General features: G+C 44.8%; 25 protein-coding genes. 13 read left to right on the forward strand and 12 right to left on the reverse strand.

Going from position 1 to position 26,358, the window contains the following annotated elements; all coding sequences use genetic code 11:
* Positions 1-3: 3 nt before the first annotated feature.
* Positions 4-774, reverse strand: a complete 771-nt coding sequence (locus LQZ07_RS18390) for a ribonuclease H family protein (RefSeq protein WP_152781861.1) — start codon at positions 772-774, stop codon at positions 4-6.
* Between the two features lie 95 nt (positions 775-869).
* Entirely contained in the window at positions 870-1,817 is a 948-nt protein-coding gene (locus LQZ07_RS18395) for a LysR family transcriptional regulator (protein ID WP_152781863.1), read from the reverse strand.
* A gap of 47 nt (positions 1,818-1,864) precedes the next feature.
* Here LQZ07_RS18395 and LQZ07_RS18400 point away from each other — a divergent pair, with 47 nt between their 5' ends.
* On the forward strand, positions 1,865-2,638 hold the full coding sequence (locus LQZ07_RS18400) for an SDR family oxidoreductase (RefSeq protein ID WP_152781865.1): 774 nt from the start codon (positions 1,865-1,867) through the stop codon (positions 2,636-2,638).
* Positions 2,639-2,712: 74 nt separating this feature from the next.
* Here LQZ07_RS18400 and LQZ07_RS18405 read toward each other — a convergent pair whose 3' ends face one another.
* Positions 2,713-2,946 carry a YdcH family protein gene (locus tag LQZ07_RS18405; protein WP_016403794.1) on the reverse strand — a complete coding sequence of 78 codons (234 nt, stop codon included), beginning with the start codon at positions 2,944-2,946 and terminating at the stop codon, positions 2,713-2,715.
* A 203-nt stretch (positions 2,947-3,149) separates the two neighbouring features.
* On the opposite strand from LQZ07_RS18405, the gene LQZ07_RS18410 reads away from it, so the two are divergent.
* From LQZ07_RS18410 to arsJ, 5 genes are read left to right on the forward strand one after another with little or no spacing between them, the layout of a single operon-like run.
* Complete coding sequence (locus tag LQZ07_RS18410; protein ID WP_152781867.1) at positions 3,150-3,932, forward strand: metalloregulator ArsR/SmtB family transcription factor; 783 nt, start codon at positions 3,150-3,152, stop codon at positions 3,930-3,932.
* A gap of 9 nt (positions 3,933-3,941) precedes the next feature.
* Entirely contained in the window at positions 3,942-4,436 is a 495-nt protein-coding gene (locus LQZ07_RS18415) for a tyrosine-protein phosphatase (RefSeq protein WP_152781869.1), read from the forward strand.
* 11 nt (positions 4,437-4,447) lie between these two features.
* A complete protein-coding gene (locus tag LQZ07_RS18420) occupies positions 4,448-5,458 on the forward strand; it encodes an ArsJ-associated glyceraldehyde-3-phosphate dehydrogenase (RefSeq protein WP_152781871.1) in 1,011 nt (336 codons plus the stop codon).
* Positions 5,459-5,484: 26 nt separating this feature from the next.
* Positions 5,485-5,676 carry a hypothetical protein gene (locus LQZ07_RS24705; protein WP_152781873.1) on the forward strand — a complete coding sequence of 64 codons (192 nt, stop codon included), beginning with the start codon at positions 5,485-5,487 and terminating at the stop codon, positions 5,674-5,676.
* Positions 5,648-6,868, forward strand: a complete 1,221-nt coding sequence (gene arsJ / locus LQZ07_RS18425; protein WP_152781875.1) for an organoarsenical effux MFS transporter ArsJ — start codon at positions 5,648-5,650, stop codon at positions 6,866-6,868. Before LQZ07_RS24705 ends, arsJ begins: the two co-directional genes overlap by 29 nt.
* Positions 6,869-6,918: 50 nt before the next feature.
* Here arsJ and LQZ07_RS18430 read toward each other — a convergent pair whose 3' ends face one another.
* The 3 genes from LQZ07_RS18430 to LQZ07_RS18440 all read right to left on the reverse strand — a co-directional run bounded on the left by LQZ07_RS18430 (position 6,919) and on the right by LQZ07_RS18440 (position 10,221).
* Positions 6,919-7,662, reverse strand: a complete 744-nt coding sequence (locus tag LQZ07_RS18430) for a metallophosphoesterase (RefSeq protein WP_249483251.1) — start codon at positions 7,660-7,662, stop codon at positions 6,919-6,921.
* A gap of 638 nt (positions 7,663-8,300) precedes the next feature.
* Complete coding sequence (locus LQZ07_RS18435) at positions 8,301-8,765, reverse strand: hypothetical protein (protein ID WP_227981255.1); 465 nt, start codon at positions 8,763-8,765, stop codon at positions 8,301-8,303.
* A 442-nt stretch (positions 8,766-9,207) separates the two neighbouring features.
* Positions 9,208-10,221 (reverse strand): linear amide C-N hydrolase, encoded by a 1,014-nt coding sequence (locus LQZ07_RS18440; RefSeq protein ID WP_152781877.1) that lies wholly within the window; start codon positions 10,219-10,221, stop codon positions 9,208-9,210.
* A gap of 279 nt (positions 10,222-10,500) precedes the next feature.
* Here LQZ07_RS18440 and LQZ07_RS18445 point away from each other — a divergent pair, with 279 nt between their 5' ends.
* Together LQZ07_RS18445 and LQZ07_RS18450 are read left to right on the forward strand one after the other, a co-directional pair.
* On the forward strand, positions 10,501-12,951 hold the full coding sequence (locus LQZ07_RS18445) for an EAL domain-containing protein (protein WP_016403803.1): 2,451 nt from the start codon (positions 10,501-10,503) through the stop codon (positions 12,949-12,951).
* Between the two features lie 89 nt (positions 12,952-13,040).
* Positions 13,041-13,811 (forward strand): class I SAM-dependent methyltransferase, encoded by a 771-nt coding sequence (locus LQZ07_RS18450; RefSeq protein ID WP_152781879.1) that lies wholly within the window; start codon positions 13,041-13,043, stop codon positions 13,809-13,811.
* Between the two features lie 259 nt (positions 13,812-14,070).
* Here LQZ07_RS18450 and LQZ07_RS18455 read toward each other — a convergent pair whose 3' ends face one another.
* Together LQZ07_RS18455 and LQZ07_RS18460 are read right to left on the reverse strand one after the other, a co-directional pair.
* The gene (locus tag LQZ07_RS18455) at positions 14,071-17,055 is read right to left on the reverse strand and encodes an ExeM/NucH family extracellular endonuclease (RefSeq protein ID WP_194164111.1); all 2,985 of its coding nucleotides are present in this window, start codon (positions 17,053-17,055) and stop codon (positions 14,071-14,073) included.
* A 291-nt stretch (positions 17,056-17,346) separates the two neighbouring features.
* A complete protein-coding gene (locus tag LQZ07_RS18460; RefSeq protein ID WP_152781883.1) occupies positions 17,347-18,558 on the reverse strand; it encodes an MFS transporter in 1,212 nt (403 codons plus the stop codon).
* 104 nt (positions 18,559-18,662) lie between these two features.
* Here LQZ07_RS18460 and LQZ07_RS18465 point away from each other — a divergent pair, with 104 nt between their 5' ends.
* Positions 18,663-19,565, forward strand: a complete 903-nt coding sequence (locus LQZ07_RS18465) for a LysR family transcriptional regulator (RefSeq protein WP_152781885.1) — start codon at positions 18,663-18,665, stop codon at positions 19,563-19,565.
* On the opposite strand, the gene LQZ07_RS18470 is transcribed toward LQZ07_RS18465, so the two are convergent.
* A complete protein-coding gene (locus LQZ07_RS18470) occupies positions 19,558-20,277 on the reverse strand; it encodes an SDR family oxidoreductase (protein WP_227981257.1) in 720 nt (239 codons plus the stop codon). The genes LQZ07_RS18465 and LQZ07_RS18470 overlap by 8 nt on opposite strands.
* Before the next feature lie 209 nt (positions 20,278-20,486).
* Here LQZ07_RS18470 and LQZ07_RS18475 point away from each other — a divergent pair, with 209 nt between their 5' ends.
* The 3 genes from LQZ07_RS18475 to LQZ07_RS18485 all read left to right on the forward strand — a co-directional run bounded on the left by LQZ07_RS18475 (position 20,487) and on the right by LQZ07_RS18485 (position 22,654).
* Entirely contained in the window at positions 20,487-21,320 is an 834-nt protein-coding gene (locus tag LQZ07_RS18475; protein WP_249483253.1) for an ion transporter, read from the forward strand.
* 79 nt (positions 21,321-21,399) lie between these two features.
* Positions 21,400-22,107: a glycerophosphodiester phosphodiesterase family protein gene (locus tag LQZ07_RS18480; protein WP_152781887.1), complete on the forward strand. Its 708-nt coding sequence runs from the start codon at positions 21,400-21,402 to the stop codon at positions 22,105-22,107.
* Between the two features lie 49 nt (positions 22,108-22,156).
* On the forward strand, positions 22,157-22,654 hold the full coding sequence (locus LQZ07_RS18485) for a TetR/AcrR family transcriptional regulator (protein ID WP_016403810.1): 498 nt from the start codon (positions 22,157-22,159) through the stop codon (positions 22,652-22,654).
* On the opposite strand, the gene LQZ07_RS18490 is transcribed toward LQZ07_RS18485, so the two are convergent.
* Positions 22,651-23,196 carry a GNAT family N-acetyltransferase gene (locus tag LQZ07_RS18490; RefSeq protein WP_152781889.1) on the reverse strand — a complete coding sequence of 182 codons (546 nt, stop codon included), beginning with the start codon at positions 23,194-23,196 and terminating at the stop codon, positions 22,651-22,653. The two genes, LQZ07_RS18485 and LQZ07_RS18490, sit on opposite strands and share 4 nt — an antisense overlap.
* 9 nt (positions 23,197-23,205) lie before the next feature.
* Complete coding sequence (locus LQZ07_RS18495) at positions 23,206-23,550, reverse strand: DUF2956 domain-containing protein (RefSeq protein ID WP_249483255.1); 345 nt, start codon at positions 23,548-23,550, stop codon at positions 23,206-23,208.
* A 171-nt stretch (positions 23,551-23,721) separates the two neighbouring features.
* Between LQZ07_RS18495 and LQZ07_RS18500 the strand changes: the two genes are divergently transcribed.
* Positions 23,722-24,942 carry a uracil-xanthine permease family protein gene (locus tag LQZ07_RS18500; RefSeq protein ID WP_152781891.1) on the forward strand — a complete coding sequence of 407 codons (1,221 nt, stop codon included), beginning with the start codon at positions 23,722-23,724 and terminating at the stop codon, positions 24,940-24,942.
* Positions 24,943-25,003: 61 nt separating this feature from the next.
* Here LQZ07_RS18500 and LQZ07_RS18505 read toward each other — a convergent pair whose 3' ends face one another.
* On the reverse strand, positions 25,004-26,350 hold the full coding sequence (locus tag LQZ07_RS18505; RefSeq protein ID WP_152781893.1) for a DUF1501 domain-containing protein: 1,347 nt from the start codon (positions 26,348-26,350) through the stop codon (positions 25,004-25,006).
* Positions 26,351-26,358: the final 8 nt, after the last annotated feature.

The following is a 26,358-nucleotide window of genomic DNA, read 5'->3' on the forward strand; positions in this document are numbered from 1 at the left end:
TTACTAACCTGCCCGTAGCGCCAAAATAGCGGGAATATTTAAGGCCTTGCTGTAAGCAACAAAAGCTTGTTTCTTCTCGGCAATGGCCACTATCGACATCCGATCAGCTAGCTCGTTGCCCTCTACCCCAACATGGCCATTTACATGCAATATTTGCAGTTTGTCTTTAAGCTGTTGGTAGCGTTCAAACATTTCCTGAATCAACTGCAGATTCTTAATTTCACCACTGGCTTTTTTCCAGCCTTTTTTCTTCCAGCCTGCTGCCCATTGAGTAATGCATTGAATGGAGTATTTTGAGTCACACAAAATCGCCACTCGCAAACCTTTATCCAGCTCTTGCTGGGCCATAATCATTGCTTGATTAAGGGCATTTAACTCTGCGGTATTGTTAGTGCCCATGGGGTTATATAAGCCATACCAAAGCTCGGCCAACTCTTCGTTGCGATACAAGGCTAAGCCCGAGCCAGCCTCTCCTGGGTTTGGCTCGCAGCCACCGTCGGTATAAATTTTCACTTCTGCGGCTAATTTATTGATCTCCGCAGCAGTATAAGTTTTCACCGTTTGCCCCGACGCTCGTTTACGTGCAGGCGCAGCACCAGAGGCTTTTACGCTAGCATTGGCCTTACCGCCAAAAGCAGCTTCAGCCTCTGCTAAAGTGGGGAAAGACTTGTAACGCGCGCCAGCAAACTTATCAATGCTGCGCTTACAAGTGGGCCAATCGTTAAAAATGCCGGTGTCTCGCCCTTGCCATACCACGTAGTACTTTTTAGCCATGTTTGAATCTCTTACTTATTTGCTGGCTAATATAACCAAGCAAGCGGCTGAACACGAAGGAAAACTTAGAATTTATCTAAGCGCGAATACTTAACTCAAACTGATTGCAAGTTATCAAGCAAAAACTGACTAAATACCGCCACCTTGTTTGGCATAAAAGCACGAGATGGATAAAGCAACCATATTGCACTATCGCTATTCGCTCCTGTCACTTGCCAATCGCTAAGTACCTGAACTAATTTGCCAGACTTAAGATCCTCGCGAACCGTCCAATCGGCCAACAACGCTAAGCCCATGTCATGGTTCACACACTCTTTAATTGCGGCGGCACTCGATAAACTAAGCGAAGGGGTGATTGCAATCTTTTGGCTAGTTTTACCTCGGCTAAATAACCACTGCTTATTTAGCTCGCGATAAGTAAAACCTATAAGGTTATGGTCAGTAACATCGAAAGGTTGTTGAATCTTAGCGCTCCGCTTGAGGTAAGCCGAACTCGCCACCAGTAAATAATTCACATCCAGTAGTTTACGAGCCACCAAGCTACTGTCGTTAAGTACCCCGTGGCGCAACACCAGATCGAATTGCTGAGCAATAAGGTCAACTCTAGAGTCGGACAAATCCAACTCCAATTGTATCTTGGGATAGGCTTGCTGAAACTTAGCCAATAGAGGTGCTAATACCAATTGGCCAAAGGAGCTGGATGCGCTCACTCGCAGTAACCCCGAGGGCTGCAAAGTTTCGCCTAAGGCCTCTTGCTGAGCTAAATCAAACTCTTCTAACAAAGGTTCCATACGCAAGTAATAGCGCTCGGCAGCTTGGGTTGGATTAAGTGTTCGAGTGGTTCGTTGGAACAAACGCAAGCCCAATTCCTCTTCTAAACCGGCAATAGTGCGAGAAATAGAAGACGCTGCTACATTGCGCTGCTTTGCCACTTCAGCAAAGCTTCTAGCCCGATAAACCGCCACAAAAATCTTCAGCTTAGCAATGTCCATTGGTGCAAAATCCGCATTAATGATTTGCATACAGCCTAGTTTATTGTGCATTTAGATCAACTTAATCTCACTAACTAGAAGCTTATGGAGATTAGTTGATGCAAAACACTACACACTTTTCAGGAAAAACCGCCCTCATCATGGGTGCGAGCCGTGGCATAGGCCTAGCAACAGCACAAGTACTCGCAAGCCTTGGTGCCAAAGTGGTGCTGGCAGCACGCAATGAGCAAGAAATCGGAAAACAAGCGCTACTCATTAAGCAACAGGGCGAAATTGCCGACGCCATCGCCTGCGATGTAAGCCAATATAGCTCGGTGCTTAATGCGGTCGACTACTGTTTGTCACTGCATGGACAAATCGACTTTCTAATTAACAATGCCGGGGTGATAGAGCCTTTAACAACACTAGTAGAAAGCGATCCTAGTTTATGGGGCTTAGCAGCCGACATAAACTACAAAGGGGTTTATCACGGCATGCGAGCAGTATTGCCACACATGATTAAGGCTAAATCTGGAGTCATTGTTAATCTTAGTTCTGGCGCAGCAAATAGCGCCCTCTGGGGCTGGAGCCACTACTGCTCGAGCAAAGCCGCCTGTCAAAAACTCACCGAAGTGGCACAACTAGAAGTAGCAGAACACCACATCCGTATAGTAGGTTTGTCACCTGGTACAGTGGCTACCGCCATGATGGCAAGCATCCGTGATTCACAAATTAACGCTGTAAGTAAACTCGATTGGAATAGCCATATTCCAGCCCAGTGGGCTGCCAAAGCAGTCGCGTTTTTGTGTGGGCCAGAAGGACAACAATTTGCGGGCAGCGACTTCTCGCTAAAATCGGAGCAAGCCAAGCGCTTAGTGGGTTTACTTGACTAAATAGCAAAAAAGGCCGCGAAAGCGGCCTTCTAAATTTCAACGAAAAAGTTGGTGTGAGACAAACTAGAACCTGCTTACTTAAGGCGGTGATACAGGGAGTCTTTAAGCTCTGCCCTATCATGTTTTAACTGGTGCATCGCCTCGTCATCTATTGGGCCGCCACGCAGCTCCAACACACGAATCTCTTTATCTAAGGCATTGTAGCGCTTAGTGTCTGCGGCAAACTTCTCATCGCTGCCCGTTAAGGCAGTAATCTTATCTAACAGTTCTGGAAACTCTTTTGCCAAAGAATGATCTTCACCTAACATAAAAACTCCTTCCCATTTAAACCCGATATGTTGTGTCAGCCTTAGCCAAATTTAGCTAGTTCTTAAAACTTAGCAAATCCCTTGTAAAACACCGTATTAATTTGTCAGTTAAACTAAATTTTTCTCATGATGAAAAATTTACTTGCCCAAACCAAATATATGAAATATCGTATATATGTTTTTACATATATTTGGTTACTACAATGTTATCTGTGTTGTTTTTATGTACCGCAAATGCTGCTCGCTCTCAGTTAGCCGAAGCCTTGGTTAACCAGCGTTACGCCGAGCACTTTGTGGCTTATAGTGCGGGCACTCAGCCTAAGGGTATCGACCCTCGCACCATTAAACATTTACAGGCTCAAGGTCTATCTAGCAGCGGCCTACGCAGCAAAACCATTACAGAGCTTGAGCAAGATATTCAACAACAAACTCAGCGCCCTGCTTTATTTAACTTCATCATTACTTTGTGTGACAGCGCTAAACAAGAATGCGCCTTACTGCCAAATGGCGAAGCGATTTTGCATTGGAATTTGCCCGATCCCGCTAGCGAACAAGGCATGGCCTTATTCGAACAGGTATTTAGCGAGTTAGAACTACGTTTAGCCGAATTTGTGCGTTTTAATCACAACCCACAAGCCGCACTGCAAATCGAAGCTATCGATGTATTTAAGCAGTTTAGCGACAATACTCGCTTACAAATTTTGATGCTGATAGAAGATGAGCAGCGCTTGAGCGTTAATCAGCTTTGTACTGCTCTAGAAGTAAGTCAACCAAAGGTATCGCGCCACCTAGCCTTACTGCGCGAATGTCAGTTGCTGTCTACCACGCGCCAAGGCCAGCAGGTGTTTTATCACCTAAATCCCTTATTACCAGAATGGGTGGCGCAAACGCTATCAACTACGCGAGTAGCCAACCCCAGTTATATAAACCAGCCGCTAGCACGCATTAGGCAGCAGGCTAATCCCCAATTAGTTAATCAAGATTAAGGTACTTTTATGTCTTCACATCCTATTTTTGCCGTTGATGTTAGTGACACAGCGCAACTACTGTTAACTCCTTGCCCAGGAACTAAAGGGGTAGATCTCTCTACCTCACTACAACAGCTTTGCTACAAAAATAGCCCGGCACTCATCACCTTAATGACCGAGCAAGAACTGGCCGATAACGACCTAAGTGATTTACCGAAAACTTCTGTCACCCACGACATGCAGTGGTTCCACCTGCCTTTAGCAGACGACACTGTGCCAGACGAAGCTTGGGAAGAGCAATTTCAAAGCGTGCTGCCGCGTTTTTTACAGCTACTAAACAATGGCATGAACTTAACCATTCATTGTAAAGGTGGCAGCGGCCGTACTGGCTTGCTAGCTGCTCGCATTATGCTAGCGCTAGGTTTTGATCTAGACGATGCCATCGCAAAAATTAAAGCAGTGCGCCCTAACGCATTCAGCGTGCCTGCTCAACAAACTTACTTTCAACAATTTGCCAAATAAGAGACTTAGTAATGACCATTAAAGTAGGAATTAACGGCTTTGGCCGTATTGGCCGCCTTGCCCTGCGCGCAGCTTACGACTGGCCAGAGTTAGAGTTTGTAATGATTAACGATGTGGCAGGCAATGCCGAAACACTAGGCCACTTGCTCGAGTTTGATTCTGTACAGGGGCGCTGGCACCACGGTGTTGAGCACAACGCCGATGGCATTGTTATCAACAACAAAACCATTAAGTGCTACCAAGAAAAAGACTTAAGCAAAGTAGATTGGTCGGGCTGTGATGTGGTACTAGAGTCTACCGGTGTTCACCGCTCTAAAGCCAAATTAGCACCTTACCTAGCCCAAGGCGTGAAACGTGTTGTGGTATCTGCGCCGGTTAAAGAAAACGGTGTAGCCAACATTGTTGTGGGTGTGAACGACGATATTTTTGATGCTAGCCAGCACCAAATTGTTACCGCCGCATCTTGTACCACCAACTGTTTGGCGCCAGTAATTAAGGTGATTCAACAGCACTTGGGCATTGAGTCTGGCTGCATGACCACCATCCATGATTTAACCAATACCCAAACCATTTTGGATGCACCGCATAAAGACTTACGCCGCGCCCGTGCTTGTGGCATGTCGTTAATACCTACTACTACTGGCAGTGCTAAAGCAATTTGCGATATTTTCCCAGAGCTAGACGGCAAGCTAAACGGCCACGCTGTACGCGTACCCTTAGCCAATGCGTCTCTTACCGACATGGTATTCACTCTAGAGCGTGATACTAGCGCTGAAGAAGTAAACAGCTTATTTAAACAAGCAGCCGAAGGCGAGCTAAAAGGCATTTTGGGTTACGAAGAAAAACCGCTAGTTTCTATTGACTACAAAGGTGACCAACGCTCTAGCATTGTAGATGCACAATCCACCATGATGGTGGGCAAACGCATGCTTAAAGTGTACGCCTGGTACGACAACGAAATGGGCTATGCAACCCGCACCAGCGAGCTTATTCGCAAAGTTGGTTTAGCAGATAAAGGCTAGGACCTGTTGAACCTTGCTGATGTTTTTTGCAGCAATTTATTCGCTATTTAGGCAAGGCAGTGAGTGTGAATTTAAGTGGGCTTAATAATCACTCGCTAACGCTGAATAAATGGCTAATAAATGCTGCCCGAAGGGTTCAGATAAGCGAACAAGATTTCAACTCCAAAGATCAACAGGCCCTAGACAAACATGATAAAAGCACTACCTCAACAACTTAAACAATACCTATTAGTTACTTTTAACTATTGGAACTTCACCATTACCGACGGTGCATTGCGCATGTTGGTAGTGCTGTATTTTCACCAGCTAGGTTATTCGGCGATTGCGATTGCCATGCTGTTCTTGTTTTACGAGTTTTTTGGGGTAGTGACCAATTTAATTGGTGGCTGGTTAGGGGCGCGGATTGGCCTTAACCACACCATGAACATTGGCTTGGCAATGCAAATTGTTGCCTTGTTGGCATTGGGTTTGCCCTCTGAGTTTTTATCTATTCCCTTAGTTATGGCGGCACAAGCCTTGTCGGGCATAGCTAAAGATCTAAATAAAATGAGCGCTAAAAGCTCCATTAAGGGCTTAGTGAGCGGTGACCAACAACATAGCCTGTACAAGTGGGTGGCCATTCTTACTGGCTCAAAAAACGCCCTAAAAGGCTTTGGCTTTTTTCTAGGTGGTGCGCTGCTTAACTTAATTGGCTTTCAGCTATCGATGCTGGCTATGGCGGCGGTATTGTTTGTGGTGCTGCTATTAAGCTTAAAACTGCTAGAAAAAGACTTGGGCAAAGCCAAGAGCAAACCTAAGTTCTCGCAAATATTTTCTAAAAGCCCACAAATCAATATTTTGGCAGCAGCCCGTTTATTCTTGTTTGCTGCCCGCGACGTATGGTTTGTCGTTGCCCTGCCAGTGTATTTAGGTGCCAGCTTAAACTGGTCGCACATCGAAACCGGCACCTTTATGGCCGCATGGGTCATCGCCTATGGCGTAGTGCAAGGCTTGGCTCCCAAAATCACCGGCAGCCAATCGGGCAAAGTGCCAGGACGAGGCGCAGCCTTACTCTGGGCATTATTGCTTAGCATTATTACCGGCATCCTCGCCTACTTAGTGCAACTTGGCTGGCAACCACAGGCCACCATAATCGTCGGTTTAATGCTATTTGGCATCGCCTTTGCCATTAACTCCTCACTGCACTCTTACTTAGTGGTGAGTTACGCCAGCGAAGATGGCGTATCCATGGATGTAGGCTTTTACTACATGGCCAATGCCATGGGCAGATTAGTGGGTACAGTGCTGTCGGGCGTAGTATTTCAAATGGCCGGACTTGCTGCCTGTTTATGGGTGAGTTTTGCGATGTTAGCGATATGCTGTGTGATTAGTGTGGCACTGCCAAAAGGTGGCGAGGGGCAAGTGAGTTAAACAAGATAAAAGCATGCATTTGCATGCTTGGGGCGTTTATAACTTGTGAGTTATAAGCCCCGTCCCGTGGTTAAGAAATGCACCCAATCCAGCCTATTTCTTTTCTTGGCTTCACGAGCCGCCTTATCATATGCGTAATCAACTTTTATGTGCTGCACCGACCAGCCTTCTTTATTATTTTCAACGATCGCATAAGTCGCATGATGGGAGAAACTTTCCATTGAATGAACGACCGGTTCATCGTCGGTATAAGCAGGTAGGCCAACACTCCCTGAGTTTACAATAAGCTGTTTTGTACTGGTTTTAACGGCCCGTGGTGTATGAGTATGACCACAAATAACAACGTCAGATTGAATGGTGCCGAGTAAGCTAACTATTTCGTTATCCGAACGAACAATTGCCCGACCACTATCAATGTTCTCTAAAAGGAAAGTTAAGTCATCATTGGGCGCGCCATGACAAAGAAAAACATGCTCATTGAGTTGCAGGTTGAAAGGCAAATTCCTCATCCATTTAAGCGGCTCAACATTAAGATCAGCAAGGATGAACCGCATTGTAGGGTTTGATGCGATCTCAACAGAGCTGGCTTCATATATCTGCCGATCTTGGTTGCCACGTACAGTAACAAGATCGTTTTCCATAAGAAGCTCAAAGGTAGATCTGGGAGCTATTGGTCCATAGAGAATATCACCGAGATTAACAACGACATCTGCGCCCCGCTTTCGAATATCAGCTAAAACAGCATCCAATGCATAAACATTGCTGTGAATATCTGATATGGCTGCTATTCGCACAAACTCTCCTGAAGTATTAACGTCCCAAACTCGGGGATACGCCTAAGGAAAAATCAAACGCCGTGAGGCGATTTGCTGGGTAAAGTTCGACACTTTTTCTAATTATGCTCAGAAGAGAGTATAAAGTTGAATATTGCCCCAATAGAATTGTGTCATTGACCAAGGCTCACTCGAAAATTTTTTTGCACTCACTGCAATGGTTAGAGGGCAACCTCCACTGCGCAGGATTTACTGCTTTGTAGATAACAGGCTCTCCACAATCTCCACATTTAAGGGTTAATACATACCAACAAAAATATACAAGCCCTACCATGCAAACCCAGTAAGTAATAGAAACTTTCTCTAAACCTCCTTCATAGGAGCCTGAATTACCAACGAACAGGTGAATAGCACAAAGGAAGACAAGGATGCCAACTCGAAAATAAAAACCTTTTTGCATTCCAGTAAATTCACTCATATTGATTCATAACTTCCAATTTGTTCAAGCCTACAAGATAACGAAACTCTATCTACAGCAAGTTAGTCATCATCAAGAAAACTAGCTGAATTATCATCCGACAAACTCAGCAAAAAGAGGACCTGATTTGCTGAGTTTACGTGTATGCCGCTAGCTACGAAAACCCTAAACTTATTTAAGCTTACAACGCTACTACACCGAGCATGTCCAGCACTGCTAATGGAATCATAATGACAGCCATCGACCCTAGAAGGCACAACAAACTTAAACCAAACACTTTCCAATTTGAATGAAACCGATATTGCTCAGAGTCTGCAATATCACTCTTGGTTAGCTGATATTTCTCTGCAATCATTCGAGCGGTAATAATATATACAACGGCAAATGGCGTACTTGGAAAGTTCTCCGGCAATATTGGAAGTAAAAACAACTGAGCGATAATTAGTACGATGCCTGAATACAAAGTTTTTCTTCTAGCATTGTCGTTTTCAAGAGCGCCAAAGTTAGCCATTAAGAAATAGATCAAGCCTATCGGGCCGCCCAATAGCGCCCCACATGCAGCTTGTGTAGGCGAATAAATTGCTATTTCAATTGCTTCATCTGCGATACCCATCGCCTGCGGTGAAGCAGAAACGTCGTTTTCCATTTTAGTTTATTCCTCAATCCATGAGTGTAAAAATATTTTAGTGCCACCTTGCAAGGTCAAGGCTATAGAGTGTAGTTAGACATGCAGCACTAAAAAACCGCGAACAATCATACGCTAACAACCTTTAAATTAATAACAGAAAGCTCAATAGATTTGTTTTTCCTTGATGTAAGCCTCTTCCCCTTCATTATCGCCGAGTCACGCAAGTGCCAAGCGATTAAGCCGAGCACTGTTTAAGCGTAGCGAGTTGCGCAGGCGCGTTTGGCACTGAGTAACGAGGAAATAAGATAATGCGGGGCAGCTTTTCTTTTGCTTCGTAAGCTTTAGCTGAACAAAGCTTAATGAAGTAGCCGAAAGGCGAAACCATCACCCTTTGTAGACAAACGAAACCAACAAAAAACGGGCCGCAGCCCGTTATAAGTTAAACCCTGTTTCACAACACTTAATTACTTAATTTATTGGTAAAAGTTGCGTTTGGCATTGGGTTCTCACCTAGCACTACTCGCTTGGCTACACCGGTATCAAACATATCAAAGCTGTAGCTTTCTACCGCAAAGGTATGAGCGCGATCTAACATCATGGTTTTGTTAGTGCGGTCGGTGAATACAGTCCAAAGCGTTGGGAAAGTTGCGTTATCGGCGTATGGGTCTTGCTGGTTGTAGCCAGAGAACGCTGCCGCTTGGGTGGCTTTCATTGAGATAAGCGCTTGCTGGCTATCGGTAACATTACGTTGGTATAAATCTTCGGTGCTTAGTTTGGCGCGCAAGCGACGGTCGGCTGCACGAATAGTGGCATTAGGCTCTACCTGTTCTTTATCTAGGTTTAAGTGAAAATCAAAGGCTGGGTCGTTGCTCATATAGCTAGCACCATGCTCGTTATACACTTTCATTTCACCGCCAATGTATTCCACAACTGCCACATCGCCCGATGCATCTACCAATTGAAAATGTACTGGCGGGTAAATAGCTTCGTCTTCATGACCTGGAATGCCGGTAATGCCTGTAGGAATTACCTCTACCGCTTTTAAACCTTCTAGCGCTTCGGCTACCGTAGCAAAGTTATCTAATACATAGTTTGGTACTTGCCCTGCATCGACGTTAGACACCTCGGCAGTGTCGTCTTGAAACTGCGTTCCCGCTGCCGTACCTAAATACAAGATGCGCGCTTCTAAGCCTTTTTCATTTATGCCTTCGGCAACAGTGCCATGAGTAAATGATTCAATTTTAATGGCTGCATATTTTGCTTTGCTGCTTACGCCGTCGGTTTTGCTGTAGCTATTTTCTATGCCGCGACCTTTGCCTACTACAGTAGCGTTGTCGTAACCGTTCCAGTCCATGGTGCGCATGGTAACTTGTGCTTCGCCATTGTGGTAAGCAGCTGTTGTGCATGCCTTAGCAGTTTGCATAATGCCGAAAGTAGAAGCTGCGATAGTAAGTGCGATAAGTGTCTTGTTCATAATGTTCACCTTTCTTAATCAGTATCTGTTGCGTTGATGGGTGTAGATTAACGGCAAAACAAAAAAAGCTTTAACCAGCACCTATCAGTATTGCTTACAGCTTATTAAAGCGAGAGAATGAACACCTGGGGAGTAATCAAGCTCAAAAATTGAGCTAAAGCAATGCATCAAAAATAAGGTAGTAATTTGTCAGTAGCCTTTCTCAGTGTTTGCTAAAGTTTAAATGAGTAATCTAATTGTTGTTGGTAATGACAAGTAACCAGTCGCTAGGGGCGAATAATGGTCGTTGATGAATCTTCATTCCAAAAAGTTAAAGATTTTGCACCACAGGCTTGGTCTATTAATTTACAAAACAACGACTTTACTTGCCCTCATCAACTTATTGCGATGCTGGGTTACCCTAGCCAATCGGTGCTCACCCTTTCTCAGCTATTTGCAGCCTTTGAGAAAACCCAATTATCTTTACTTAAAAAGCATATTCGCCAAGTTATCGATACGGGTAAGCCAATTATTCAAACCGCTATATTAAATGCCTACCAACATCGCTATATTGCTGAGATTGTAATCAATCCCCTACCCAAAAATGACAAAGTGATTACTGGTACCATTGAGTTAAAACAGTACTTTCTTACCAAACAGCAGGAACTCGCATTTTTAAAACGGGTTTTTGCTCAAGCTCATGAAGGCTTAATGATTGCCGATATCAATCACACCATATTGATGGTGAACGAGGCAATGTGTAATAACACTGGCTACCCAGAACATGAATTGTTGGGCCAACCCGCATCGATACTTAAAAGTGGCCGCTATACCAAACCGTTTTATCAAAAACTGTGGGGCCACGTAGACGAGAAAAAAATTTGGACCGGCGAGCTATTAGCAAAAACCAAACAAGGTGAGGTATACGCTCACGAAGCGCGCATTCAACGTATTGATTTACCTAATGAAGACCATGTTTATGTCTCATCTAGCCACCGCTTAGATACCTCTACCGATTTATGGGACGAAGACGATCCCAACGCCAACTCAAAAGTGCATGTTCCAGACAAAAACGCATTTAACAAAAAGCTAAATGCCGACTACAAGCAACTTAGCAACGAGGTCACCATAGTTGGCTTAGTATTTAGCGTTAGCCTTGCACAAGCCACCAGCACAATAACCCGCCAATGGTTGGTGGCACAGCGCTTTAGTCAGCTAAGCCAGCGTGGCCATTTAGGCATACTTAATGAAAAAATGTTTGCGGCTTATTGGGTTGTACCCAAGCAAATGGAAGACATTGAACAAACCTTAAAAAGCGCCCTCGCTGCGCTAGAAGGCCACAACAGTTATGAAGATATTGGCCTGTCGGCTACCGTACATGGCGGAGCCTCGGTGTTACAGATAGATGCGTCTTCGCCTTCGCAGATGTTGGCACATGCTAGCCAAGCGCTAATTGCTAACAGCCAAGGCAACGATTCTTCCTTGTATTATTATGACCGGCGCTTATCTAAGCGCTTTAACCGAAAAGCCACCTTAGCCACCCTACTAAGACAAGCCCTAGCGGCTAATCAAGTAGAAGCCTATTACCAACCCATTGTTGCATTACCCGAGCTAAAAATAGTTAAATTTGAAGCGCTATGCCGAGTTAAGTTAGACACCAAACTCCCCTACAGTGTGCAAGAGCTAATTGAAATAGCGGAAGAATATAACTGGATTGATCAAATAGACGCCGCGGTTACCAAACAAGCCTTACACGATTTACCACTGCTGCAACGCCACTACCACGACAACAACATTGGCATGTCGATTAATCGCTCGGTAGTTAATGATAGGGTTTCCCATTGTTGCTTGGCAGATACCTTAAATATTTTTGAAGCCAGTGATATTGATTTAAGCCTAATCACTTTAGAGCTTACCGAATCGGCTTATTTTGACGACTCTTATTACCACTCTGAATGGTTAGATAAGCTTAAAGCACATAACATTGCCATTGCCTTAGATGATTTTGGAACAGGCTATTCGTCGTTCTCTTATCTGCGGCAAATTCCGGTAAACATTGTGAAAATTGATCGCTCGTTTGTTTCTGGTTTAACCGAGGAATCTAACGAATTTTCGATGATCGACATGCTGTGCAAGCTTACCCACAAAATGGGAGGCAAGGTGATCGCCGAAGGCGTAGAAACCCAACAAGAGCTTTACCTATTATCCAAGTTAAATGTCGATATGCTGCAAGGTTATATTTTTAGTAAACCACGTAGCCTAGAGCAAACCTTAAGCTGCCATAACGACCCGGTTTATATGCCGCTGTCACAGCATTTGTATCACGACAATATTGTGAATGCGCAAACCATAATGCGTCGTGACTTTCCCAAAATTGGCCCCGACCAAAAGCTCAGCGTGGCGCTAGAAAAATTTGAACGGCATCAAACCAGACATTTATTGGTGATCGAACAAAGCCACTGTTTAGGCGTGCTGCAACAAAGCGATGTAAGCGCCGCCATTAGCCCATACCTCAATACCAAAGGTGAACAAAACCGCGACTTAATGACCTTAAATAAACGCGTCCATCAGGTAATGAGTAAAGATTTTCTGCAAGTAAGTTTAGAGACTTCATTCGATCAACTGTTTGAACAATTTGTTAATCAACCCTACACCGTAGTAGCAGTAACCGGCCCCAACGGCGTATGTTTAGGTTTAATATTGCTGGAAGACATGTTGCTAAAACACCGCGAGCACCAAAGCAGCCACTAAAACGTCTAGTTTTGTCAGCGAGTACTGCTTTAAGCACACGCTTTGCGGTAAACTTTTAGCCTAGTAATGATAATTGAGCAGTGGCCAACATGGACTATTTAGCGCTAAACAAAGCCGCTTGGGACAAACGTACCGAGCTTCACGTAGATTCTGATTTTTATGATGTAAATGGATTTCTCGCTGGGAACAGTTCGCTCAAGTCTATAGAGCGCGAGCTCATGGGCGATGTTAATGGTAAAAAGCTGTTACACCTGCAATGCCATTTTGGCTTAGACAGCTTATCTTGGGCGCGCTTGGGCGCCGAGGTTACCGCTGTTGATCTTTCTAGTGAGGCGATTAAGCGCGCTGAAGAACTGGCAGAAAAAACAGGCTTAAAGGCCGAGTTTATTTGTAGCGATGTATATGCTTTTGGCGACATTAATCAAACCACTTATGACTGGGTATTTGTATCTTACGGCGCGCTATGTTGGCTACCCGACATCACTCGCTGGGCTCAAGTAATTGCAAACAGCTTAAAACCCGGCGGCAAGCTTTGTTTAGCTGAGTTTCATCCGGTTCATGATTTAGTCAGTGGCTATGGTTACTTTCACCGTGATGAAGCAGATTTAGATGAAGAAGGCACTTATACCGAAAACGACAATGGCGAAGAGAGCCCAATGCTAACCTGGGGTCATCCCTTGTCTGATGTAGTAAATGCACTGATTCAAGCTGGCTTAAACATCGAGTTGCTAAACGAATACGATTACAGCCCATATAACTGTTTTGAAGATTTAACCGAGCGCGCTGCCGGCGAGTTTGTTTATGAACACGAGCACTATAACTCGCCACTAGTTTACGCCATTGTTGCCAGCAAAAAGTAAGTAACCTGAGCTCAGGATAATAAACTGGTTTCTAGCGGCTATTTTTACTTATTTCGGTGTTGAAGCTACTTGCAATAGACTAGCTATTGGCGCGCAGCTTCGTCTTGAACTAAGTAAAACTATCTCACCAGAAACATGAAGCTAGATTAAGTACTGGCTAGCAGAGTTATCGCCACTTCCTTATCCCGAGTTCAGGTTAAGTATAAAAACAAAAAAGGCGAGCCATGCAGCTCGCCTTTTCTATTACAATGTTGGCTGTTTAATCGTTGTCGCCAATGTTTACCCAAGTGCTGGTAATGTTACCTAGTTGGGCAGGACGAGCCGAGAACAAGTAAACCTTAAAGCGTTCGTCACCTTCTTTGCGCTTATCATCAACGATTTTTGCGCTCACCGTTTTAACGCCACTTTCACCTTCACTCCATTGTACACGTTGGAAAAACGGCGCGCGGTAGTCAAACCAATTAGCAGACGATGGCAATACCAATACCCACGCACTAACAGTAGTGCTGGCTTCACCATTTAACACCAGTGGGATGGTAATGTTGCCAGCAGACTCAGCAACGTTAATTTGCTCAAACTGCATGGCTACACTTAATGGCGTGTTGTCTTCAATAATCAGCTCAACTTGCGGCAAGGCTAAACTGGCCGCACCTTGCTCTATGCTTAACTGCAAATAGGCGCGCTCTGTTCCCTCTAAAAGCTCATCGGAGTACGCAGCAATATTTAGCTCTCGGCTGCTCATATCACCGTCAAGCCAAGTTAGTTCGCCACTTAGCAATGCTAAATCTTGCTCATCGGCTGAACCCGCAACTACTTGGTACTTAAGCACTACATCGCCAAAATCACCGGCTAAACGCTCTATCGTTAACGAGCCATTACTGCCTTCGGCAATGGTGAGTTCAGTCGCGGTGCTAATAGTGCCCGCACTGCGCATATCTAAAGCAATGATGACGGGATCATGATCCGATGCGCGATAAGCATGTGGCGCATAAAAGTTAGTAATTTGCGCGTCAGACTTATACTCGGTGTTGTAATCTAAACCGGTTGGTTCGTCGGCATTAATATGCCAATCGGTGGCATCTAGCACTCGCGATGCTAAGGCTGAATCGGCCAAGGCGTGGTCTAAACTACCTGCTTCTTCATCGTAGTAGTAGGAGTAACTGTTTGCTTCGAACAGTGGTACTAGGTTAGTAAAGCCAGCCGTTTCAAAGGCTAACATTGGGTCTTCTTTGGCATACGCGTTAAAGTCTCCCAACAACAATACCTGTTGTTTTTCGGCAAAAAACTGGCTCAGTGTTTGCGCCGCTAAAGTGCGTTGACCATTACAATTGCCCTGTCCATCTCCCATGTCTGGGTCGCCTAAGGCATTACAGCTACTGCCTTTAGACTTAAAGTGGTTAACTGCAACATAAAAACGCTCGCCGCCATCTACCATGCTAAATTGCTGCACTAAAGGAACACGGTGCTTAGCAGTAACGTCGTCAAAGGGATAAGCATTAATTAGCTGCGCATCACCATAAACCTGCACAACACTTGGCTGGTAGATTAAACCTACCGTGATCATATCGTTACCAATACGTTCACTTAAAGGCTTCACTACGGCGTAATGTTGCTGCTCGGGCAGCTGAACATTAACCGCATCAACTAAGTTTTGAATTGCGCTAGCCTCATCAAAACCGTTATTTTGCAGCTCCATCAAGCCTACTACATTGGCATTCATAGCAACCAAAGCCGACACCAATTTAGCCCGCTGACGTTCATATTCTTCAGCAGTATCCGCCCCACGAAAATCAGTCGCATTGTCGATGTCTAAATCAGTGAAAAAGTTAAGCACGTTAAAGCTTGCAACAGTTAAGTTGCCCAGCTCGTCTAGTTCTGGCTCGGTGGTTCTTGGATTCGCATCGATAAAGTTAGGTACTACCGTAGGCTGCACCCGAAACTGGCCGAAGCTGTAATTAATAACGCCTTCAACATTGCTCACTTGCGAACCAGCGCGCAGGCTGTTTAAGGCCGAGAAGTTAGGGAAGTAGGCTATATCATCGGGATTTTGCGAACTTAAACCATCATCCAATACCAATCGGTTAAGCTGGTTAGCTAGGGCTAAAGCTTCGGCTTCTGGCGTATTGGCTGGGTAAACCTGGGTAGACTTAAAGCGCTTACCTAAGGACAACACCGTTTCGCCATAGCGATTAAAGGTGTAGGCAGGCGTGGCGTGTAAGGTTTGTGGCAACACCACACGCATGCCTTCTAGGTGATAAAGATCCGCATCCACCAAGGGTAGGTTTAGACTGGTTGCGCTAGGCAGCGCTTCTTCGCCACACACAATTAAGCCGCTTACATCTTTAAGCTGATTACCGCCGCTATAAGTGGCTACAGTTGCTTTTACGCGTACTCGTTGGCCTAGCGAAACCTCATCTGCATAGTGGTAAACAAATATCCCTTCAGAAGTTTGAGGGTCTGCATCCCAGTTAGCATCGGCATGCTGTATAAAAAAGCCAGATAATTGATTGTTAGTAGCATCACCTTGGAAGTCACCCACGACAACAGCTTCAACCACCACTTCTTGGTCTAATAAACTGGCAGAACGAATGCTATTAATCGCAGTGCTTGTATCACCACATTGACCAATTTCTGAGATTGGAGGCTCAATTGGCCCGCCATCATTGTCACAAGCATCTTGGCCAATACAGCCTAGGCCATCGACGGTGTTTGTTGCGTAGTTGAACCAACGAGAAGAAATCACAAATTCTTGGCTGTTGTCGTTATCAGGGCTGCTTTCATCAAGGCGACGCAAGGTTTGATTTTGCGTTGAAGCACCGCCATCGGTCCAAGTTTGACGCACGCCAATTTGACCAACACGATCAAGCAATACATCGTTGGCAAACAGAGCTATTGCATCATCACCATTAAAGTTAACCACGCTTGACTCAATGCCCACACCAGGGGGAACTAGAGCATTGTCGTTATTGCCAATCACCGCATTGCTGTTCACAAATACTAAGGTTTCGCCTGGCGCTAAACTGCCACTTAACGCTTGGGTATTGGTGGCGGTGCTTGCTCCGTTGGAAAACAAGCGCAGCTGATAATCACCAGCGCTTAGATCGACCGTTTGATCACCATAGTTCGCAATTTCAATTGCCTTGTTAAAGCTACTACCTTCTATATATTCACTAATGAGTACATTCGCTTGCGCGCTAGTACCTAAGGCACATAGGCCCACTAACATAAAATTTCTGGGGTTCATATTACTCGTCCCTGAGACCATAAGAATGCCGCACACAGCGGCGCCATTAACTGGTCTAGCCTGACGAAACTTAATGACAAAAAAACATAAAAATGACGAACAAAATGTGACAACTCAGTGACAGTTTTTTGAAGTTAAAGCTCTAAATTTGCCTTAGGCTGAGTGATTAAACACTTTTGTTGTCGCAGAATTAATGAAGAAATTTAGACTTCAAAAACTACATATTGGCTCGAACAAATAGAAATGGCCACACCAGGCAAGGTTTAATAAAGTGGATGAACAGCGATAGCCTTACACCTTAGCAATCTTTAATTCGCCTTCGTCAGCATGCAGGTAACGCTGCGCCATAAATGCCACCGCCGACAGTGAGCAAACACTTACCAACACAATGCCCTGCCAGCCCCAAGCTGCAAAGAAGGGTTGCATTAATGCGCCGCCACTTGCCGCACCAATGTAATAACTAATGGTATAAAGAGCTGATGCGCTGGCCTTAGCTTGAGTGGCATGTTGGTTTACCCATGCGCTGGCTTGAGCATGGCAGAAAAAGAAGCCCATTGAAGAGACCACCATTGCCAATAACAACATCCATAGCTCGCCAAACAGACTTAATAAGCTGGCAATAGTCATCACCAATAAACCCAACACTATACAACGTTTACCGCCGTAACGTTGCGCAATTCGCCCGGCCGAGCTGGCAGTAAATGTGCCGCCTAAGTAACTAAGAAACAATAACGACGTAAGGCTAGCAGGCAGCGAAAATGGCGCTTCGGCCAAAATAAAAGTGAGGTAAGAGAACTGGTTTATGAACACCCCAAAACCGATGCCGCCCACTAAGTAAGCACATACTAACTGCGGGTTGCGCATATGCCGTTTATAGTTAGCGAGACTTTGACACAAGCGCCAGCGACCTAAGGTTTTAGCTTGTTCTACTGGCAGTAGCATTACTACTGCTAAGGCCATTAACAAGCTAAGCAAGGCAACTACCATAAACGACATCTGCCAAGAGCCTAGCAAGTCGGCACTCCAGTCCCCAAGTAAACGCCCTCCAATTCCACCTAAAGAGTTGGCCGCGATAAAAATACCCACCGCTTTAATCAAGGCTTGCGGATCTAATTGCTCTGCTAAGTAAGCAATCGCTACCGCAGGAACGCCAGCCAAACAAACACCCTGCAGAAAACGCAACACTACAATGGCATAAAACGATTGGGGGTGCGCCAAACCTATAAGTAAACTTAAAAAAGGGACTAATGCGATAGAGAACAGCAGGATCTTGCGCCGACCCACGGCATCAGACAAGGAGGCTAACAACAGTAAACCTAATGCCATGCCTAACATGGCTGCCGATAACATAGCACTGGCGGCCAACGCCGATACCTGATACTCGCTGGCAAACATAGGCAACAGCGGTTGCACCAAGTAAAGGTTAAAAAAGGTGACCAATGAAGCCGCAGACACTGCTGCGGTTACTTTCCAAAAGCCCTTACTGTTTTGCTGATACTGCATAGCCAACTCAATCAATAGCGATAACTTAATGCTATGCCTGCGCTACCAATAAATAAAATATATTAGTATTATCACTGTGATAACTTTTATTTATGGATATGCAAATGGAACTGCGACAACTGCGACAATTTGTAACGGTAGTAGAGTTAGCTAGTTTTACCGCCGCGGCTAAACACTTGGGCATTGCCCAGCCAGCCATTAGCGCTACCATAAAAAAGTTGGAACAGCAGCTCTCCATTCAATTGCTACAACGCAATGAGCGTAAAGTAAGCTTAAGCGCCGAAGGCCAAGTTCTTTATCAGCACGCAATACAATTGCTAAAACAAGCCGAAGATGCCGAACAAGCCATGCAATCTTTAAAAGGCTTAGAGAGCGGTACAGTCACCATTGGCATTCCTAGCATGATGGGCTCTTACTTCTTCCCGCCGTTACTCATGGGCTTTAAAAGCCTCTACCCACAACTAAATTTGTCGGTGATAGATACAGGTACCGAATTGGTGAGAAAAAAGCTACTGAATGGCGAATTAGATTTAGGCATTGTAGTCACCCACGATGTACCACCAGAGCTACATTGCGAACCAATTTACAAAGGAGAACTGCTAGCTTGTTGTAGCCAAGATAACCCGCTAAGCCAACAAAACAGTATTAGCCACCAAGAATTTTTGGACCATGAGTTGGTGCTATTTAGAGAGGGCTACTTTCACCACAAGGTGATAGAGCAAATAAGTCGTGAGCAGCAGCGGGTGCCGCAGGTCTCTTTTCAAACCAACTTAATACCTTTGATTAAATCGATAGTGGCACGAGATTTTGGCATCACCACCCTGCTTAGCATGGTGGTGCAACCGGGCGACGCCCTGCACTCATTAAGCTTTAATCCGCCGTTTTTTCTAGAACTAGGCTTAGCTTGGCGTCGCGACGCCTATATGTCTCGCGCCAATCAGCGCTTCAAAGATTTTGTATTAGAGAACTGTAAGCCAAATAGTGATGAGGGAATTAAGGCTAACTAAAGTTTCGTTCGATCATTGGGCGAATAACTAGCTCATCTATACTAGAGTTAGCACTTTGCTGCGCTAAGGTTAAGATAGCTTCCACCACATCATTCACAGCTAAGTACTCAGGTTTTTCAGCTTCCCGAAAAGGCGTATCTACCCCACCTGGATAAATTGAAGAGACCTTTACACCCTGCTCTCTCGCCTCTTTGCGAAATACTTTAGCTAAGGAATCAAAACCTGATTTTGAAGCAGTATAAGCAGCGATATTGGGATTAGAAAATAGACATACAGTAGACATTACATTGATCACCAGCCCACGCTGCTGAACCAACATAGACTGGTTGTACGCTTCCTTCATAAAAGTGAATGGTGCCAGAAAATTTACTTTTAACATCCAGTTTAAGTCTTCAATGTTAATTGCATTCACCGCGGCGCGAGCTGAATTTACCCCAGCATTGTTCACCAATACGTCTATTTCTCCAAGCTGCGCAATCGCTGATGAAACAAACCCACCAATTTGGCTAAACTCAGTAATATCAAATGCCTGATAATACATTTGCTCATTCCCAAAGGATAACTCAGCAATTAGCTGCTTTAATTTATCTGAGGAACGCCCGCAAAAAGACACTTTTGCGCCGCGCTTTAACAACGATTTAACCAGATGCTTTCCTATACCCGATGTGGCTCCGCTTACAACAAAGTGTTTGTTTTTTATGCTTTCCATCATTCTTTATCCGAATTCCTTAATTAAGTACTCTATTCATTTGCAACTTACAATTCTTATCAAGCAATAGTAATCATTGGCGATAAATAGGTAGCTAGTATGTCACTCACGGTACAAATGTAACACAATGCCTTTGAGGCTCTATACTGCTCGCTGCCAATCCTGTTTTTTATCGATATACTTAAGCCAGAAACCTAATCAAGGATGAATCTGTGTCTAACGAAACAAGCAAACAAAGCCCAATGCAGCAAAGGCTTTATGAGATAATTTTTGGTTATAACTCAAAAGCCGGTAAACGTTTTGACCTGCTGTTAGTCGTCGCTATTATCTCCAGCGTAAGCGTGGTTATTTTAGATTCGGTCAGTGAGTTTGAGCAGCTCTACCATACTTGGTTTATCGCCTTAGAGGTGGTATTTACTTTGTTTTTCACCCTTGAATATATCGCTCGCTTGTACTGTTCTCCCCAGCCCAAAGAGTACGCTAAAAGCTTTTATGGCATTGTTGATTTACTGGCTATTCTGCCTACCTATTTAGCGCTGCTTTACCCTGCCGCCCAAGTCATGCTGCTATTTCGTTTACTGCGTATATTACGAATTTTGCGGGTGCTTAAGTTAGTGCGCTATATGAGTGAGGCCAACGTGCTACTGCGCGCTTTAATGCTGGCAAGGCGCAAAATTTTGGTGTTCTTATTCTGTATCTGCTTAATTACCACCATTTATGGTGCCTTAATGTATGCCATTGAAGGGCCCGAAAACGGCTTTACCAGCATTCCTAAGAGCATCTATTGGGCGATTGTTACCATTACCACCGTGGGTTATGGCGATATATCCCCTGCCACACCATTAGGGCAAGCGCTGGCGGCCTTAGTCATGATAACCGGCTTTGCCATTATCACCGTGCCAACCGGCATTGTGGGCGCTGAGTTAGTAAACGAGATGCGCAGAGAACAGCGCGAACATCGTTGTTTGCATTGTGAGCGCGCGGGTCACGACCATGATGCAGACTACTGTAAACACTGCGGAGCCAGCCTATTAGAACAATCATGAAACTGTATTATTTGCCAATTATCCTACTAGGCTACACTGAACTAGCAAAACCTTAAAAGAACACCGAACAGGCAAGTTTATGGCAATAATAGTAGGGCATCGCGGCGCAGCAGGCAGCGCACCAGAAAACACTTTAGCAGGTTTAGACCGAGCTGCAGAGCTAGGTTTAAGCTGGGTCGAATTTGATACCTTTTTGGCAAACGACCACCAAGCTATCGTGTTCCACGATGAAAACTTAGACCGCTGCACCCACAGCAGCGGCAAAGTGGCTGAGCACAGCTTAGATCAATTGCTAACCATCGATGCTGGAGTTAAGTTTGCGCCAGAGTTTATTGGCCAACAAATCCCAAGCTTGCGCCAATATTTAATACACGCCAAACAATTAGGTTTGAAGCTAAATTTAGAGCTTAAGTATCACCAACAGCCCCGCCAACAGCTTGCCGAAGCGGTGCTAGAAGAGATTGAGCACTGTAATTTTCCTTTAAGCGATTTGCTGATATCCAGCTTCGATCATCAAATTTTGTTGTTTTTACATAAACATGCCAAACAATTAGAGCTCGCCCAGCTTTATGAAGCCCCTCCAGAAAACTGGCGACAACAACTCGCAGACATTGATGCCGTTGCTTGCCATTGTAATTATCAAAAGCTGAGTGTCGCTCAAGCTAAACAAATCAAACTGGCGGGTTATCGTTTGTCTACATACACTGTAAATGAGCCCACCGAAATCACCGCATTGTTACCATGGTTGGATATGGTTATTAGTGACTTTCCTGAGCGATTTTTATAGTCCCTAAGTGTGTGGAAAGTTTGCATACTTAATTCGCAGGAAGCGAGCCATGACGCCAGCAAACTTGTCACCTCAGCAGCAACTTAAAGAACGCATTCTCGATCAGGTATTGGCCTTTCTATTAGAGGGTGATTGGCAGCAAATTGAGATGAAGAACATCGCTAGCCAATGCGGTATTAGCGACGCCGAACTTAACGACTGTTTCCCTAACTTGCAATCGATTACTTCGGCGGTAAATAGCCGACTGACTCAAAACTTTATTCAACACCTAGATTTAAGTAGCCGAGAAAGCTTACGCCTCACTTGGTTAGACAGTTTGGAGTCTCCACGTTTTCGGGCGATTGTGCATTTGTTTATTGATGCGTCTCAGCAAAAAAGTGTGGCGTGGCGTTTAGCTAACGTTGGATGGAATCAGTTTACTAACCATGTGGCTAGCCATTTAGGCTATCAGGCCGTGAATCAAGATCTCCCCTGGCTGCTGGGGAAATCGATGCTCAAATTTATTAACCAACGTGGTCGCACATCACTTAAAAGCGTAGATAGCTAACTTTGCGGTTGTAGTAGGTCATCGCCAATCAGTGAGTAAATTGCCGCATGGCAGGGCTTGCCGTAATCCAATACTCGTGCACGAGCTAAGCATTCAAACTGAGCGCCGGCTTTTTCGGCAACGCGGCGGCTGGCAAAATTTTCTTCAGCAATCACCAACTCTAGTCGGTTTAGCTGCAAAGCATTAAAGGCATAATCAGCCATTAAACGCACGGCTTCGGTGGCGATGCCTTTTCCGCTGGCGCTGTCTTTTATCCAATAACCCAAGTTGGCGGCGCGGTAATTCCATTCAATACGATTAATGGCAATAGCGCCCAAAAACTCCCCACCTTGGCTAGCAAATATGCCCATATCAAAGGCAATGTTCTTGGCAATCGCAGCTTGGCTTAGCGCTAACCAAGAGCGACTTTCCTCTTCAGGGTAATCTTCTTCCATCCAATCTAGCCAACGACACCCGCTAATAGCCGTTTCGCGAACCGCCTCGGCATGGGCAACAGCATCGCTTGGTAGATAAGGGCGAATAAGAACGTGCTTGCCTCGCATGTTTAGCTCCTAATTTGGCGAGTAACTATAAACATAGGCTGCAAAACCTATCCACGACAAGGCTAGCAGCACCCAAGGCAAATACTCCGACTTGTTCGAACCTGCAGATTGTGGGCTTTCCTGTGCATCAACTTGCTTATCGCTTTGCTGGCGAGCTTGTTTTTTACGTGCTTTGTCGGCTTCACGCATTTTAGCTTTATGCTGCTTTTTGTATTGCTCAATGCCTTTTTGAATACCTGCCGATATTAATTTGGTTTGCTCTTTAGTTTGACCCGGCCGTTGATTAGCTTTTGCTATCGCATCTGCCGTTGTCACCGTTTCATCTGAGATTTTTTGTTTCTGCTGCTTTGCCACATTACCTCCTAGCGTAGAGTATTACTTTGAACTATCCCGCTACATAAGTCTAAAAGAACACGCAACTATCATAAAACAAAGACTTTTTTAAAGAGTAACTACCTTGATCATTTTTTTATAACAGCCTTCGGATTACACTAAGCAAATTTTTTTGTTCAGGGAGAAAGACGGATGAACACCCCACTACTTGGGGCACAAATGTTACTTGTTGCATTTGGCGCTACCACCTTAGTACCACTATTAACCGGAATAAGCCCCAACCTTGCGCTGTTGGGTGCGGGCATTGGTACCTTAATCTTTCAGTTTTGTACCAAGCGACAAATTCCTATTTTCCTAGGAAGTTCATTCGCCTTTATTGGTCCAATTATTTTGGGCACGCAACAATTTGGCTTACCCGCTACCTTAAGTGGCCTAATGGCTGCAGGCTTAATGTTCATTATTATTAGTGCCGTGGTAAAAGTACGTGGCGTCAAAGTGATTGAACGCTTTTTACCCCCAGTGGTAGTTGGCCCTGTAATTATGGTAATTGGCTTAGGCTTAGCGCCAGTTGCGGTAAACATGGCACTAGGTAAAACAGGTGATGGCTCAGCGGTTTTAGTAGAACAAGACATCGCATTGCTTATCTCTTTAGCCGCCTTGTTCACTACCATTGTGGTATCTATTTTTGCCAAAGGCATGCTTAAACTCATGCCAATTATTAGCGGCGTGGTGGTAGGTTATGTACTGAGCTTATTCTTTGGCTTAGTAGATTTTACTTCTGTAAGCCAAGCTGCTTGGTTTGCGATTCCAGAGTTTGTAACACCAGAGTTTAACTGGCAGGCCATCTTATTCATCGCGCCAATTGGCCTAATTGTTACCATCGAGCATTTTGGTGACATATTGGCAATCTCCAATGTTACTGGCAAAAACTTCGTAGAAAAGCCTGGTATTCACCGCTCATTATTGGGTGACGGTCTAGCTACTATGACAGCCGCCAGCTTTGGTGCACCACCGGTTGTAAGCTACGGCGAAGTAACCGGCGCGGTGAGCCTACTTAAAACCTACAACCCAGTGATTATGACTTGGGCTGCGGTATTTGCCATTGGCCTAGCTTTTGTGGGTAAAACCGGAGCCTTGTTGTTGTCGATTCCGGTACCGGTAATGGGCGGCATTATGTGTTTGTTATTTGGTGCTATTGCAGCCATTGGTTTAAACACCTTAATTAGCAAACAAGTTGATCTCTCTATTCCACGCAACTTGGTGATTGTATCTGTAACCCTGGTATTTGGTATTGGCGGCATGGCCGTTGGTGTAGGCGAGTTCACCCTTAAAGGTGTTGGTCTATGTGGCATTGTAGCTATTATTCTTAACTTGGTATTACCTCAAGAAGAGAAAGCAACAGAGGCTAAATAAGCTCACACACAAACTAAAAGGCCAGCTTTAAGCTGGCCTTTTTTGTTACTTGTTTACACCCTTAACTAAACATCGATAAATGGCTTTGGTTAAAGTTGCTAAGGCTTGGGAACAACTCAAGCACCTCACTATCACTTAATCCAAACCAACGGGCTAAGCTGGCAAAATATTGCTCATTGGCCACTTGTGGGATCATTCGACCGCCGCCCACATCATAAGCGCTGTCTAAGGCTTGCTCGATAACCGAGCCATAAATCTCGCCACCATTTACCGCTCCGCCCATCACAAGTTGATTACCAGCCCAGCCATGATCAGTGCCGTCGCCATTAGAACTTAGGGTTCTGCCAAAATCTGACATGGTGAAAGTAGTCACTTGATTAGATAAACCTAAGCTCGTCATCGCGCTGTCAAACTCAGCCATGGCTTGAGAAAGCTGCAGCAATAAAGCCGGGTGATTAACATTTTGATCATCGTGAGTATCAAAACCACCCATGCCTACAAAATAAACTTGTCGCCCTACACCAAATTGCGATTGCACAGATAAGGTTTTGGCAACGGCAAGCAATTGCATAGACAAGTCGTTGTCGCCAAATACACCGGTAAACTCTTCTGCGCTGCCAAGCACTTCATTTAACTGTTCGGTATTGCTAATCGAGGTGTCTAGTTTATCACTGTAGTTTTTCGCCAAAGGGTGGCTAGCGCGACTAAACATTTGCTCGAGTTGTTGCCTAAAATCTTGAGTACGTTGCGAAGTACTGTTGTAAGCATTCACTCGGGTAATACCCGATTTATTCATGGCAAAAGGAATCGCATTTGGGCCAGTTTGCCACAGGTTATTTCCAGATAAAGATATGTTTGAACCAAAGCTGTCATGTTGATTAAGCAGCTCTAAAATGCGCCCGCCCCAACCATAATTAATGCTTTCTTTTTCTCGACCTTGCATCCAGGTAGCTTGCTGGTCGTTATGTGAAAACAAATTGTTAGGTATAGCAGCACTTTTGGCTTTGTACTGCTCCAAGGTAATAGGAGCAACTAAACTCCCTACGCCAGAAACTACGGCAAGTTTTTGATTGTTAAACAAAGGTGCAATGGGTGATAACGCAGGGTTTAAACCAATTCCCCCATCTACCGCGGTAACAGGATCAATTGCAATCGAATCACTCACCGCCAGATTTTGGCGACTGTTTAAGTAAGCCGCTAAAGGATCACCTTGCTGAGGAATTAGCATATTGAAAGAGTCGTTGCCGCCTTTCAAAAAAATACATACTAAGGCTTTAAATCCATCGGCGCTGGCCGCGGGTGTCGCCAAACTTGTCATCGCTTTTAATTGCATACTACTGAGCGCCGCCATCGACACCCCACCTTTTAAGCACAGCGATAAAAACTCTCGCCTGTTTTTATAAGTCATCTCAGGCT

The organism is Agarivorans sp. B2Z047, from assembly GCF_023373605.1.
Taxonomy (GTDB): domain Bacteria; phylum Pseudomonadota; class Gammaproteobacteria; order Enterobacterales; family Celerinatantimonadaceae; genus Agarivorans; species Agarivorans albus.